At 73.2% G+C, this 13,402-nt stretch carries 12 protein-coding genes; 10 read left to right on the top strand and 2 right to left on the bottom strand.

The window, feature by feature from the left end:
- Positions 1 to 55 precede the first annotated feature (55 nt).
- Both AC07DO_RS16345 and AC07DO_RS16340 read right to left on the bottom strand, forming a co-directional pair.
- Positions 56 to 724 carry an ABC transporter gene (locus AC07DO_RS16345; RefSeq protein ID WP_479060711.1) on the bottom strand — a complete coding sequence of 223 codons (669 nt, stop codon included), beginning with the start codon at positions 722 to 724 and terminating at the stop codon, positions 56 to 58.
- A 35-nt stretch (positions 725 to 759) separates the two neighbouring features.
- A complete protein-coding gene (locus AC07DO_RS16340) occupies positions 760 to 1,710 on the bottom strand; it encodes an ABC transporter ATP-binding protein (RefSeq protein ID WP_479060161.1) in 951 nt (316 codons plus the stop codon).
- Between the two features lie 51 nt (positions 1,711 to 1,761).
- Here AC07DO_RS16340 and AC07DO_RS16335 point away from each other — a divergent pair, with 51 nt between their 5' ends.
- The 10 genes from AC07DO_RS16335 (at position 1,762) to AC07DO_RS16290 (ending at position 13,350) form a co-directional block, all read left to right on the top strand.
- Positions 1,762 to 2,508 (top strand): peptidyl-tRNA hydrolase, encoded by a 747-nt coding sequence (locus AC07DO_RS16335; protein ID WP_479060160.1) that lies wholly within the window; start codon positions 1,762 to 1,764, stop codon positions 2,506 to 2,508.
- A gap of 154 nt (positions 2,509 to 2,662) precedes the next feature.
- Positions 2,663 to 3,328 carry an HAD family hydrolase gene (locus tag AC07DO_RS16330; protein ID WP_479060159.1) on the top strand — a complete coding sequence of 222 codons (666 nt, stop codon included), beginning with the start codon at positions 2,663 to 2,665 and terminating at the stop codon, positions 3,326 to 3,328.
- 155 nt (positions 3,329 to 3,483) lie between these two features.
- A complete protein-coding gene (locus tag AC07DO_RS16325; protein ID WP_479060158.1) occupies positions 3,484 to 4,521 on the top strand; it encodes a monodechloroaminopyrrolnitrin synthase PrnB family protein in 1,038 nt (345 codons plus the stop codon).
- A 10-nt stretch (positions 4,522 to 4,531) separates the two neighbouring features.
- Positions 4,532 to 5,605, top strand: a complete 1,074-nt coding sequence (locus AC07DO_RS16320) for a GHMP family kinase ATP-binding protein (protein WP_479060156.1) — start codon at positions 4,532 to 4,534, stop codon at positions 5,603 to 5,605.
- A complete protein-coding gene (locus AC07DO_RS16315; protein ID WP_479060155.1) occupies positions 5,602 to 6,315 on the top strand; it encodes a class I SAM-dependent methyltransferase in 714 nt (237 codons plus the stop codon). The genes AC07DO_RS16320 and AC07DO_RS16315 overlap by 4 nt, the downstream gene beginning before the upstream one ends.
- Positions 6,308 to 8,725 carry a pyridoxal-dependent decarboxylase gene (locus AC07DO_RS16310; RefSeq protein WP_479060153.1) on the top strand — a complete coding sequence of 806 codons (2,418 nt, stop codon included), beginning with the start codon at positions 6,308 to 6,310 and terminating at the stop codon, positions 8,723 to 8,725. Before AC07DO_RS16315 ends, AC07DO_RS16310 begins: the two co-directional genes overlap by 8 nt.
- Positions 8,722 to 10,299, top strand: coding sequence for a hypothetical protein (locus AC07DO_RS16305; protein ID WP_479060151.1), 1,578 nt, complete (start codon positions 8,722 to 8,724; stop codon positions 10,297 to 10,299). Before AC07DO_RS16310 ends, AC07DO_RS16305 begins: the two co-directional genes overlap by 4 nt.
- A gap of 65 nt (positions 10,300 to 10,364) precedes the next feature.
- Positions 10,365 to 11,498, top strand: a complete 1,134-nt coding sequence (locus AC07DO_RS16300; protein WP_479060150.1) for a hypothetical protein — start codon at positions 10,365 to 10,367, stop codon at positions 11,496 to 11,498.
- Positions 11,495 to 12,517 (top strand): ABC transporter ATP-binding protein, encoded by a 1,023-nt coding sequence (locus AC07DO_RS16295; RefSeq protein WP_479060148.1) that lies wholly within the window; start codon positions 11,495 to 11,497, stop codon positions 12,515 to 12,517. The genes AC07DO_RS16300 and AC07DO_RS16295 overlap by 4 nt, the downstream gene beginning before the upstream one ends.
- A complete protein-coding gene (locus AC07DO_RS16290; protein WP_479060147.1) occupies positions 12,514 to 13,350 on the top strand; it encodes an ABC-2 family transporter protein in 837 nt (278 codons plus the stop codon). Before AC07DO_RS16295 ends, AC07DO_RS16290 begins: the two co-directional genes overlap by 4 nt.
- Positions 13,351 to 13,402 lie beyond the last annotated feature (52 nt).

Below are 13,402 nucleotides of genomic sequence, written 5' to 3'. Positions count from 1 at the left end.
CCACCCGGTCCCGGTCCGCCTCACCTCATCTCGGCCCACCTGACCCCACGCCGACTCACCCCCGGCGCGAACTGAGCGCGCACGCCCCCCACATCGCCGCCGCCGCGACGGCGAGCGCCCCCGCGAGCGCGCCCAGCGGCAGCGGCACCACGCCCTCCCGCGACCCCGTGGTCAGGTCGGTGAGGACCGACTTCGCCGGGGAGCCCGTGGTGACGAGCAGGAGCAGCGCGCCGAGCAGCATCGCGGGCACGGCCCGCCCCGCGGAACGCAGCAGCGGCCAGTTGGCAAGCGCCCCGAGCGCCGTGCCGAGCAACGCGCTGACCAGCATCGCGAGCAGCCCCACCGCACCCGCGGAGAGCCGCGGCACCGGCACCCGCGAGTTCGTGCTCGCCGCGTCGCTGATGGCCGTCACGACGAGGGCCGCCGCACCGCCCAGCGCGGACGCCGCGAGGAACGCCGCGAGCAGCGAGGCCAGATGCGCCCGCCCAGGGCCCGCCGCCGCGGCGGAGCAACTGCGGGCGGCGGGTGGCTCGTTGGACACGCAGATCCGCACCAGCCAGGCAGCCACGGGCAGCAACGCCCCGGCGGCGTACGCGAGCGAGTCCAGGATCGGCTGACCGCCCTGGACGCCGATGCCGAGGAACACGGCGTAGAGGATCACGGGCGGGAGCCAGCGCTGCGAGCGGACGAGCAGGTCGGTCTGGTACCGCAGCAGAGCAGGCAGGGGGGACAGGGAGGGCAGGGGAGACAGCGCAGCCTTCACAGCTCCTCACCACGCCCTGCGCCACGACCCTCGCCGCGCCCCGCGTCCCGCGCTTCCCCGTGGCCCGCCTCGGGCACGGCGCTCACCGCCACCACGTGCCACGGCGGACGCGCCGTCAGAAGGTCCCTCAGGACGCGGTCCGAGTGGGGCCGGGGAACGGTGAGGCGCGTGGTGCCCGCGCCGTCGGACGGGGCGGGACACGCCCCCACGGCCGCCGCCACCGCCACCACCGACTCCGGCAGCTCCGCACCCCGCGGCCCCTCGACGTCGACGAGGACGACAGGCCCGGTCCGGTCGTCCGCAGCGGAAGTGCCCTCTGCCGTACGTCTGTTCAGCGCCGTGCCGACCACCGCGTACGTCTCGTCCGCCACCCCCCGAAGCCGGCGCGGGTCGTGGTCGACGAAGACCACGGAACCGCCCGCGGCCGTACGGTCGGCCACCGCACGGTCGAGGGCGGAACGCGCGGGCGCGTCCAGGCCCGTCCATGCCTCGTCGAGGACCAGCAGGTCGGGCTCGGCCAGCAGCGCCTGCGCCACGGCGACCTTCTGGCTGCTCCCCTTGGAGAGCTCCGACAGCGGCGTGCGCGCGTACCCGGCGGCGCCGAACAGCTCCAGCCACTCGGTCGCGCGCCGCCGCGCCGCACCGGCCCCGAGGCCGTGCACGCGGCCCATGTGCGTGAGGTAGCCGAGGGCGGTGAACGGCAGGGCGGCGGGGAACCGTTCGGGAACGAACGCCGTGCGCCGCCGCCCGGAGACCCGCCCCTCGGAGGGCGCGTCGATCCCGGCGAGGAGCCGCAACAGGGTGGACTTCCCCGTGCCGTTGGCCCCTTCGACGCGTACCAGGGAGCCCGTCCGTATGCCGAGGTCGACACCGCGCAGCACCCACGCGCCGCCCACGCCGTAGCGGCGGCCCACCCCGTCGAGCCGCACCGAAAGATCACGTTCCATGGGGTCATCCTCGCGCACGGGCCGCGGCGCCCGGCTGGCAGACTGACGGGCGTGAGCAACGAAGAACCGACCACTCCCGGCACACCGGAACCGCAGGACAGCCCGTTCCGCCACGAGAGCACCTCGCGGGACGAGGCCCCGCAGTTCGTGCTGCCGCTCGTCGCCCGCATCGAGCGCGCCGCTCCCCCGGCCCGCACGGACGCCCTGGAGACCGCGGCCCGCGCCGTCCTGACCATCCTGAGCGACGAGCGGTCGCTCGGCGAAGGCCCGTGGGCGCAGGCGATGCGCGACTGGCAGGACGCCCGGATCCGCAAGGTGGTGCGCAGGGCGCGCGGCGCGGAGTGGCGCAGGGCCGAGGCGCTGCCGGGCATCACGGTCACCGGCAAGTCGGCGGAGGTGCGGGTCTACCCGCCGGTGCCCCTCGACGGCTGGCCGAAGGATCTCGCGCGCCTCCAGGTCTCGGGCACGGAGTTGGACGACCCGGAGCCCCCGGCCGGGCCCGACCCCGCGTACCCCGTCCTGTGGATGAGCCCCGAGGTCGACATGTCGGCGGGCAAGTCGATGGCGCAGGCGGGGCACGGCGCGCAGCTGGCCTGGTGGGAGCTCTCCCCCGAGGACCGCGCGGCCTGGCGGGGCGCAGGCTTCCCCCTCTCGGTCCGCAGGGCCGACAAGGCGCGCTGGCGCGACCTCACGACGAGCGGCCTCCCGGTGGTCCGCGACGCGGGCTTCACCGAAATCGCCCCCGGGAAAACGGTCGCGGTCGAGGGCGGCCGACAGCTCTGCCCCCTCCCCCGCTAGCTGCGGCCGAGGCCTGTACCACCACTCCGGAATGACAATCAAGGGCTTGAAGAGCATCACGTTCCGGGTTACGTTTTTCAGGTCTAGACCAAGGGGGTCCGGAAGCGTTGCCCTGTTTTGGGCGCAATTCCGGAATGGGGGGGAGCGTTGCCGCATGTCCGCGCACAGCCATAAAGATGAAAGTCCGGCATCGCAACGACTCATCATTCTCGACTTCGACGGCGTTCTGCTCGACACCGAACACATCGCCATCGAGGCGTGGGCAGCCGTAATCGACGAGGCAGGCATCGCTCTGCCCGACGGAATACCCACGCACCCCGACGGAACCCTGGCGCGCGACGCCCTGAACGAGGCACTCACCTCCCTCCTGGGAGAGGTGAAAGCGCGCGAGTCCTGGGACGCGTTCGAGCGCGAGAACCAGCGGCGCGCGGACCGGGAGCCGCTGGCACCGGCCACCCGGTCCTTCCTGGACCACTGCCGCGCCAGGGGGCACCGGCTCGCGGTCGCCTCCGGCAACGCGGAGACCTGGGTGGCGGGCCACCTCGACCGGCTCGGCATCAGGTCGCACTTCGCGTCGGTGACCTGTGCCGGCCGGGGCCTCGCCCCGAAGCCGGCCCCGGACGTCTATCTCGCCGCCCTGCGGCACGGCGGACGCACACCCCACCGAGCACTGGCCGTGGACGATTCCTTCGCCGGTCTGCGATCCGCTCACACCGCGGGAATTCCCGTCGCATGGGTCACCTCTCGGCCCGCCGGCCGACCTCCCGTGCCTTTGGCGCACCGCATTCGCGCGCTCGACGAGCTGAATTCCGCTCTCTGACGCCCTCTGCCCCTTTCCCACACATTCTGCCGCTCTTTTACGTTCCCGTCTCTGACGCTTTTTGACGTCTTGGCGTTCCCGAGTCCACCACTCCGGCACATTTAGAGGTCATTTCCTTGAATCTCGCCACCGAAATGCGAACTCTGGACCGACGCGTGAGCGAACTCGATCCGCTGCGGTTCGCAGAGCACACACATGAATTGCCAGAGCTCAACAGGACCGCGGACACAGGCGCCCTGGAGCGGCTGGCGCACCGGCTCCTCGACCGTGTCCCCGCCGCCGTCACCGACGACGTCACCGCCAGTGCCGCCCTGCGCGACCTGGGCTTCGTGCTGGCCTCCCTGGAGCGGCACGGCACGGACCACCGGTCCCTGCCCGGCGCGGAGGAGACGCTGCTCAAGCTCGGCGTCCTCGTCGACGAAGTGCCGCGCGACAGCGTCTACACGTACTCCCTGCGCAACCCCGAGGACCGGCTGAGAACCTTCACCGACCTCGCCGAGGAGGTCCTCTTCATCGCGGAGGTCCGCAGGGCGGGCGTCGCCCTGCGGCCCGCCGTCGACCACCTCATGGAGGCGCTGCCGCTGCCCGTGCGCGACCCCCTGCTCATGACGCATCTGACCGCCGCCACCGAGGCGTTCAAGGTCTTCGCGCACGCCCTGCTGACCGTGAAGCGGAACATCACCCCGGAGGTCTTCTCCACCGGGATGCGGCCGTACTTCCCGCCGATGACGGTGGGCGGCACGGTCCTGTACGCGCCGGGCGGCGCCCAGATGACGCCACTACTCGTCGACATGGCGGTCCTCAGGCCGGAGCCCGACGACCCCAGGCACGCCTGGTACGAGCAGTACCTCGACGAGAACCTGCTCTACCTCCCCGCGGCGTACCGCACCGCCGGCGACACCATCATGGAGAGCCGCCCCCTGCTGCCCCGGCTCCTGGACGAGACCCCGGACGGCACCACGGTGGCCGTATGGGCCCAACTGCGGCTGCTGATGCGGGAGATCCTCCACTTCCGGCTGCCGCACCTCCAGCTCGCCCGCGCCAACATGCGCATACGCCCGGACGGCTCACTCGGCAGCGGCGGCTACACCACCGACTCCCTGGACCACCTCGTAGAGCTGACCACCGAACGCCACCAACGGCTGGCCGACGCCTTCGCGGCCGCGCCTCCCCTCGACCACGCCACGGCCTAAGGCGGAAGAGATGTTCACGTCCTTCACCCCCGGAACCGTCCACCATCCGCTGACCGCGCCCCTCGGCCCGCTCAAGCCGGCCGACGAGACAGCGATCCGCTACCCCACCCGCCTGAACGCCATGGCGCTCCAGCCCGGCGCCATCGCGGGCGACAACAACCTGATCTACGACGCGGGCGAACTGGTCTTCTCCGTCGCCCGGTTCCACCGCGTGCGCCTGCGCAGGCTCGCTCCCGGTGAAGGCCTCGCACTGGATCCGGCCATCGCGCGGCCCGCGCTCGTGGAACACGCGGCCCGCATCATGTGCACGGCCCTCGGCGTCGACTGCGACCTTTACGTGAGCGTGGACAGCGACCCGCTGCCCGTGCACGCGGGCTTCGGTTCGAGCAGCAGCCTGATCGCCGCGGTCGCGACCGCGGTCAACCACCTTTACGGCAACCCCGTGGACCGCGCGGACCTGCTGCCCTTCCTCACCAGCAACCACGGCGAGGAGCACACGGAGGGCAGCGACCGGCTCATGCCCGTCCAGTGCATCGGCGGCTCCGCCGCCTCCGGCCTCTACCCCGGCGGAGTGCAGGTCGTCGCGGGCCGCAGCACCGTCGTCCTCACCGCTTCCGTACCGCAGGAGCTCACCCTGGTCATCGGTGTGCCCACGGCGCTGCGGGAACGGTCCACGGACGAGCTGATGGCCGCCGAGATCGACCAGTTCGACCGCTTCCGCGAGACCGGCGAACGCTGGGCGCCCACCATCGCCTTCCGGATGCTCCACGAGGCGATGCCCGCCGCGCTCCGCGGCGACCTCGGGCCCCTCGGAGACCTCGTCTTCGACTACCGCTTCCGCATGGGGAGCATCGAGAACTGCTCCTTCTCCCACCCCGGCCTGAGCGAACTCGCCGAGCGGCTCGAACCGTTGAAGGCCGACGGCACGGCGACCGTTCTTGCGCTGTCCTCCGTCGGCCCGGCGTTCTTCGCGCTCACCGCCGACCCCGACGCGTGCGAGTCCTTCTTCGCGCGGCACGACATGCGCGTCATCCGGGCCCTCCCCCACAACGGCACCTACGAAGAGATCGAGCCCACCCGATGACTCTCCCCGCCACCGCGGCCGAGCGCGCCGCCACCTACTGGAACGCCCCCGAGACCGTACGCGACTTCGCGGCGCTCTCCGCTCAGCCCTATCTCGTCGAGATCCTCTCCCGGTACGCCGGTGACCTCGCCGGGCCCGCCCTCGACCTCGGCTGCGGCGGCGGACGCAACACCGTCGCCCTCCTCGAACACGGCTGCACCGTCGTCGCCGTGGACCTGCACCGGGCCATGGTCGAGGCGACCCGCGACGCCACCGCCCACTTCCCCGCCGACCGGGTCACCGTCCGGCAGGGCGCGGCCGACGCCGTCCCCGCCGATGACGACGCCTTCGCCCTCGCCGTGTGCTACGGCGTCCTGCACAACGCGCCCACGCCGCGGCAGTTCAAGGCGGCCGTCGCGGAGTTGGCGCGTGTCCTGCGGCCCGGCGGCGTACTCGCCCTCAATACCTTCACCGCCGACTCCCTCGACCCACGGCTGCGCCCCGGGGAGACGGAGGGCCAGTACGTCCTGCCGGACGACGTCCCCATGACGCTGCTGCCCACCGAGGAGATCCTGGCCGCGCTGGCCGCCGTGGGCCTGCACCCCGAGGGCACCGTCCACACGTACGTGCGTGACCTCGACGTCGGCCCGCGTGCGGTGCTCCGCTGCGAGCTGCGCCACGACGCAAGCGGCGGCGCCGGCATCGACGAGGGCGTGAGCCGGGATGCCTGACCTGTCCGACGGGTCGACCGAGTGCGACCCGTTCCCCGAGACCGCGCTGCCCACGGACGAGCTGACCGCCGCCCTGGCCGACCGGCTCGCCGAAGTGCCGGACTGGCATTCGGCGACGGACCCGGTACGGCTCGGCTTCGCGATGAGCGAGCCGCACCCCCTGGCGCTGCGCGCCGCCGGCATGTTCGCGGCCCGCAACCCCAACAACGTCGGCGTGCACACCCGCTTCGGCGACGGTGTGCGCGGCACCCGCCGCCTGGAGCGGGAGGCCGTCCTCGCCCTGGGCGGCCTGATGCACGCCGACTCCGCCGACGGCTATCTGACCAGCGGCGCCAACGAAGGAACCCTCGCCGGCCTGCGCGTGGGCCGCAACGCCCTGCGGGCCGCGGGCTGCCGCCGGGTGGTCGTCATCGCCTCCACCCTGACCCACCACTCCGTGGCCAAGGCCGCCGAGATCCTGGACCTGGACTTCCGGGCGCTGCCCGCCGGGCCCGGCTGGACCCTGGAACCGGCCGCCCTGGAAGAGGCCTTCGACGCGCTGGCGGCCGACGGGGAGGACACCGGCGTCATCGTCGTGTCCACCGCGGGCTACTACAACACGGGCCTCACCGACCCGATCGACCGCATCAGCTCACTCCTGGGCCGCCGCATCGACGGGGCGTCCCCGCTGCGCTTCTTCCACCACGTCGACGCCGCGCACGGCGGCATGATCCTGCCGTTCACCGCGCCGGACATCCCCTTCGACTTCCGTAACCGCTTCGTCCACTCCATGGTCCTCGACCCCCACAAGTCCGGCCTGATGCCGTACAGCTGCGGGGTGTTCCTGTGCCGCAAGGGGCTGCTCGGGCACGGGGCGGTCCCGGCGCCGATGTCCGGTTTCGTGGACGAGACCGTCACCGGCTCCCGGTCGGGTGCCACCGCCGCCGCGCTGTGGGCCCTGGTCTTCGGGCTCGCGGCCGAGGGCTACCGCGAGACGTTCCGCGGCTGCCTCGACCTCAGGGGCCACCTCGCCGACGTGATCCGGGCGGCGGACCCGGACGCGGTACTGCTGCCCTCGCCCGGGAACACCGTCCTCGTCGTGGGCTTCTCCACGGAGGGCGGCGCTCTCCCCGGTGAGCTCAAGGAGCACTACCGCCTCGTCGGCAACACCCTGCCCTGGACGGACGCCCAGGGGCGCGCCACGAACCGTCTCTTCCACCACTTCTACGTCATGCCGCACATGACACGCAGTCACATCGACGCGTTCGCCGCCGACCTGACCGCCGCCCTCGCCGCACCCGCCGTGGAAGCCGGGCGCGCCCCCGCCGCGCCGCCCGTGCCCTCCGAGTTGAAGCACCTGCGCGGCAGCAGCGCGTGCCTGCGCCACCTGGTCGTCCACCCTCCGCACCGACGCGACCCGGACGACTACCCCCACGCCTACTCCTTCCACACCTTCCGCAACCGCGCCGAACTCGGCGAGCAGCTGCGGGTGGAGAACTGGGGGCCGACGGGCTCCGACGGCGACGAACTGCTGGTGTACGCACCGGACTTCGACGCTCCCTTCGCCAACGAGCTGTTCGGCGTTTTGTCGCCCGAGAAGTTCTCGCTGGAGGTCCTGGACCGCAACCAGCAGAAGCTGTCGCTGGTGGGCGCCGCCCACCTGTCCGTCTTCGAGGACGCCGGACAACGCCCGCGCACGCCCGTCCTGCTCGTCAACTTCCACGCCGACGGCCGCTTCCGCTCCGCGGAGTACAAGTACGGGGGCCGCTGGCACGCCGACGAACTGCAGGTGTTCGAGGACTCCCTGGTCGTCAAGGTCGGAAAGGACGCCCGCAGCATCCGCCGCACCGGCGACGACTACTCCTTCTCCATCGACACCTCGCTGGAGCTCAGGGTCACGCTGGTCGACGGCGACGCCCCGCCGCGCCTGGAGCGGGTGGCACGGCACGCCGACTCCGCGCTGCCGCGCCGCCGCCACCTGCTGCGCGGCCAGTACCGCCGATTCCCGAACCGCTTCTTCGACGTCATCGTGTCGCTCACCGTCGGGCGCGACTTCACCGGCACGGTCGGCACCGACGCACTCCTGACCGACGCAGCACAGGGCAGCGCGCTCCTTGCGCGCTCCGCCGAGCTGGGCCTTGCGCGCGTGCTGCCGCGGTTCGCGGACGGGCAACTCCTCACCGGCCTCGAAGCGGTCGGCGGTGACGGCGGGCACGACAGCGGGTACGAGCTGTCCGTCGACCTCGGCCTCGGCGCCCGGCTGCGCCGGGAGCTGCCGGGAATCGACGTCGGCGAACCGGAGAACCTGGAGCCCCGGGACGTGGTCGCCTGGGCCCAGCGGCTCTACCCCGTCGCCCGGCGCCTCCAGCTCGCGGGCGCCGACCGCGACGGCGTCCGGCACCCGCACTGGCCGGCGGGCGGCACGGCATGACGGCCGCCGCGACAGCCCTGCTGTGGGCGGTGCTCGGCTGGGGTGTCCTCCTCACCGGCCGGGCCGCCGTCACCGAACGTGCGCTCCGGACCGCACGCCGCGCCCCCGTCCCCGCACCGGGGAGGGAGGCGCCGCACGTCGCGCTGCTCATTCCCGCCCTGCGGGAACAGGACCTCCTGGCCGAGGTCGTGGGCGCGACGGTCCGGCTGGACTATCCGCCCGAGCTGCTGCACATCGTCGTGATCACCACCGAACGCGAGGAGCGCGAGCGGCGGGACCGGCTCGCCGAACTCCCGGACCTGGCGCGGCGCCTGCTCGCCGCACCGGACGACGCGACCGCCGGGGCCCAGCTGTCCGGCCTCGTGCCGTCCTCCCGCGCCCGCGATGTGGCGGCCGGCGTACGGTCGGCCACCGATCCCGCGCAGGCGCTCCACGACGCGGTCGCCGACGCCCCCAGCACCCGGGACGTGGCCGCCGCGCTGCTCCCCGAGGTCGCCGCCCGGCACCCCAAAACGGCCCTGCACCACCTGCACTACGACGAGCCCGCGGGCGCGAAGAGCAGTCAACTGGTGTACGCGGTCGAGCAGCTGGGCCGCCTGCTGCCCGCGGACGCCGACCCGTCCCGCACCTACATCGGCGTCTACGACGCGGACTCCCAGCCGGACCGCACCACCCTGCGCCATCTCGCCCACGAGACCGACAGGGCCCACCGTGCGGGACAGCCCCTGCCCACCCTCGTCCAGCAGCTGCCGCTCCAACTGCGCCGCCCGCACGCGGCCCGCGGCGGCCTCACCGACCTGGCGCTGCGCGCCCACGCCGTGGCCGACCTGCGGCGGCGCATGGGCATCGAGGCACACCGGCTGCGGACCAGGGTCCGGCTGCGCGCGCTGCGGCTGCCCGACGGGCTGCGCACGGTCCTCGACCCGGTCGTCTACGGCATCGGCGCGGGCCTGTTCGTCCGCCACGACAGGCTCGTGTCCATCGGCATGTATGAGGAGCCGGTCGACGACCTCCTCATCGGCTACAAGCTGTCGGCCGCCGGGGAGAGCGCCGTGGTGCTGCCGGTCCACAACCTCGTGGACCGCTACGCCCGGGTCGGCTCGCTCGCGAAGGCCTACAGCCTGGTCGCTCTCGGGAGCGTGGTGGGCTGCCTGCGGCTGCTCCGCGATCCGGCGCTGCGCGCCTTCGGACGGCGCAACACGGTGACGCTCGTCAAGGAGGGCCTGGACACCGTGTGGTGGTTCCTCGGGCCGCCGTGCGTGGCCGCCGCCGTCGTGGTGCTGAGCGTGCGGGGTGCCCACTCGACGCTCCTGGTGTGGGGCGTCGCAACCGGTGTCTACATGGTCCTGCACGCCCTGATCAGCATGGTCCACGCCGCCCGCTTCCTGGCCTGCCACGAAGGCGCCCACGAGCGGGCCGAACCGCTGCGGGGCGGCGGGGCGCCTGCCCTGCTGCTGCCCCTGATCCTCCTCCAGCCGGTGCTGCACTGGCTCGGCCCCCTGCGCCTCGCCGTCGCCCGCGCCCTCGGCCCGCTCGCCCGGCGACCGCTCGCCATGGGCAAGACAGAACGCTGACACTGCTCCCCGCCCGCCCCACCACTTCCGCCCAACACCTGTACGACGCAAAGGACCTCCCCGCCATGAGCACCCCCACCGCCACCCCCGAGCACCACGCCCCGGGAACCGACACCCCCGAGATCCACCTGTCGACCGTGGTGATGGCCCACCCGCGGCGCGCGGCCGCCGCCCGCGAACTGTGTGCGCGCCACCCCGAGCTCGACGCCCGGCTGATCACCGACCCGGACCCGGAAGGCCCGCCCTCCGCCCTGCGCACGGCCCGCCTCGCCTGGCAGTCGGTCGCCCCCGGCGCCACGCACCACCTGGTCCTCCAGGACGACGCGATCCTCGCCCCCGACTTCGCCGCGCGCGTGCGGGCCCTGATCGCCGCCCGGCCCGACGCGTCGCTGAGCCTGTTCACGGAGTGGGGCTCGCGCACCGCCAACGCCGTGCGGGTCGCCGCCCTGCGCGGCCACGACTGGGCTCCCGTCGTCGACGACTACCTGCCCTCGGTCGCTCTCGTGCTCCCCGCCCCCGTCGCCCTCGGCTTCGAGGAGTACGCGGCCGCTAAGACCGCCCAGGGCGACACCGACGACGTCGCGCTCCTCCATTACCTCGCCGCCGCCGGTACCGAGACCGTCGTGCCGGTCGCGAACCTGGTCGACCACGCCAACCCCGCCAGCCTCGTGGGCAACGACGTGATGGGGCCGCGCAGCGCCGCCTGCTTCCCCGCCGCGGCCCCCGCCGTCCGGCCGAGCCCGCGGGAGCTGGTCCAGCTCGACACCGTCCCGTACTTCTGCTGGTGGGAGCAGCTCGCCGTCGCCTACGTACGCGATGCCTCCGCGCCCGACGGCTGGCAGCGCGTCCCGGCCGAGGACGCCCTCCTGGAGCGCGGCATCACCCGCGAGCACGTCGTCGGTGCGCTGCGCGAGGCGCTGGACGTTCTGCCGCACCGCGCGTTCGTGCACGACCGCGTCAGCGACGTACTGCTCACCGAGATCTGGACGACCGCCTACGCCCTGGGCGTGGTGACCCGCGAGAGCGGCGGCGCGCCCGACTTCGCCGCCCCCCTCGCCCGCACCGCGCTCGCCACGCTCGCGCCCGGCGCGCTGCGCCGTGTCGTCCCAGCGGGCTGGCTCGGAGGCGTGGGCGACCTGCTGGCGCCGCTGGTGGCCGACGGCGTGTCGCGCGGTGCGGAAGCAGGCGCGAGCTCGTGAGTCCGCGGCCCCCGGCCATCCATGTCGACCGGGTCACCAAGACCTTCCGCAGCTGGGACAGCGGAGAGCGCCGCTCCTGGAAGCGGCCCTTCCAGCGGCGGACGGCACGGCGTACGGCGGCGCTGAGCGAGGTCGGCATGACGGTCGAGGCGGGTGAGTTCGTCGGGCTGCTCGGCCAGAACGGCGCAGGCAAGTCCACGCTCATCAAGGTCATGACCGGCCTGCTGCTCCCGGAGTCGGGCACGGCGCGCCTGTACGGCCTCGACCCCTACGCCGACCGCGAGCGCAACGCCCACGCCATGGGCGTCACCTTCGGCCAGCGCACCCAGCTGTGGTGGGATCTGCCCGCGTACGACTCCTTCACGATCCTGCGCAACATCTACGGCCTGTCCGAGGCGGACTTCCGCACGACGCTGACCGAGCTGAACGACGTACTGACCCTGTCGCCCTTCTGGGACACGCCCGTGCGCTTCCTCTCGCTCGGCCAGCGGGTGCGCTGCGACCTGGCGGCGGCGCTCCTGCACCGGCCCCCGCTGCTCTTCCTCGACGAGCCGACCATCGGCCTGGACGTCCTCGTCAAGGACCAAGTGCGCACGCTGCTCGGCGACTTGGCGCGCACCGGTGACCACACCATCGTGCTCACCACCCACGACATGACCGAGGTGGAGGCGCTGTGCCGGCGCCTCGTCGTCATCGACGGCGGCCGCGTCGTCTTCGACGGCGAACGCGGCGAGCTCGCCGCCGCGGCGCACCATCGGCGCACCGTCGTGGTCGAGTTCGAGACACCGCCCGAAGGGCTGAGCCTGCGGACCGCCGAGGTCGTGTCCGTCGACGGCGCGACCGTCCACCTGCGCCCGCACCCCGGTGCCGAGCGGCGCGAGGTGACCGACGAGCTGCTGTCCGCACACGCCGTGCGCTCGGTGGTCTTCGACGGCGCGAGGGTCGAGGACGTCCTGCGCACCCTGTACGCGGGCCCGGAGACCGCTGCCGCGGCGGCCCGCGCCGGGGGCCCGGCATGAGGGTTCGGGAGTCCGGGCCCGCGTCCCGGGGAAAGCCGCGCGCCTACCGTCTGGCGGCCCTGGTGCCGCGTACGGAGTGGGCGTACCGCCCGCGCATCGCGGCGACCGCATTCATCATCGTCACCCAGGTCTTCCTCTACGTGCTGCTGTGGCGTGCCCTCTACGGAGAGGGCGACGACACGGTCGCGGGCATGGACGTCACGCAAGCCGTGACGTACTCGGTCCTCGCCACCCTGATGGGCACCGGCCGCGTCATCATGGAGGGCGCGTCCCAGGAGACCGCGCAGAGCAAGATCCGGGACGGATCGGTGGTGTTCTGGTTCACCCGGCCCGTCTCCGCCCGCCGCTACTGTGCCTGGCGGGGCCTCGGCGAGAGCCTCTACGCCACGGCTTGGCTGCTCACGGGCCTGGCCGTGGGCCTGGCGACCGGCCTGGTCGCCCCACCGCCCTCGGCCGCGGCCGCTGCGGTCGCCGCGCTCTCGTACGCGCTGGGCCAGGGCGTCTTCTACCACGTGGCGCTCCTGGTGGACCTGACGAGTTTCTGGACCATCACCAGCTTCGGCGTCAACCGTCTCGCGGCCTTCGCGCAGACACTGCTGTCCGGTGCGCTGATCCCCCTGTGGTTCTTCCCCTCGTGGTTCACCGCCGTCTCCGCTCACCTGCCGTTCTCCGCGACCGTGCATGTGCCCGTCTCCCTCTACACGGGCCGCATCACGGCCGCCGACGCCTGGCCCCACCTGCTCGAACAGGCCGCCTGGTGCCTCCTGCTGGCCGCCGTCGGCCGCCTCCTGTGGCGCCGCGCGGCGCGTCGCCTCCTCGTCCTGGGTGGTTGATCCGATGCCTGCGCTGTCCTCTGTCCCACACTCCGACGAAGCGCCACGCCCC

This window comes from Streptomyces sp. NPDC045678, from assembly GCF_056432085.1.
The sequence above is the reverse complement of the archived record's forward strand: the minus strand, read 5'-3'. Positions and strand labels throughout refer to the sequence as shown.

What these genes read in the sequence shown, in the direction of transcription:
- AC07DO_RS16300 (WP_479060150.1), top strand. Translation starts at nt 10,365, where the DNA reads ATGAGCACCCCCACCGCCACCCCCGAGCACCACGCCCCGGGAACCGAC.
- AC07DO_RS16315 (WP_479060155.1), top strand. Translation starts at nt 5,602, where the DNA reads ATGACTCTCCCCGCCACCGCGGCCGAGCGCGCCGCCACCTACTGGAAC.
- AC07DO_RS16320 (WP_479060156.1), top strand. Translation starts at nt 4,532, where the DNA reads ATGTTCACGTCCTTCACCCCCGGAACCGTCCACCATCCGCTGACCGCG.
- AC07DO_RS16330 (WP_479060159.1), top strand. Translation starts at nt 2,663, where the DNA reads ATGTCCGCGCACAGCCATAAAGATGAAAGTCCGGCATCGCAACGACTC.
- AC07DO_RS16340 (WP_479060161.1), bottom strand. Translation starts at nt 1,710, where the DNA reads ATGGAACGTGATCTTTCGGTGCGGCTCGACGGGGTGGGCCGCCGCTAC.
- AC07DO_RS16310 (WP_479060153.1), top strand. Translation starts at nt 6,308, where the DNA reads ATGCCTGACCTGTCCGACGGGTCGACCGAGTGCGACCCGTTCCCCGAG.
- AC07DO_RS16305 (WP_479060151.1), top strand. Translation starts at nt 8,722, where the DNA reads ATGACGGCCGCCGCGACAGCCCTGCTGTGGGCGGTGCTCGGCTGGGGT.
- AC07DO_RS16290 (WP_479060147.1), top strand. Translation starts at nt 12,514, where the DNA reads ATGAGGGTTCGGGAGTCCGGGCCCGCGTCCCGGGGAAAGCCGCGCGCC.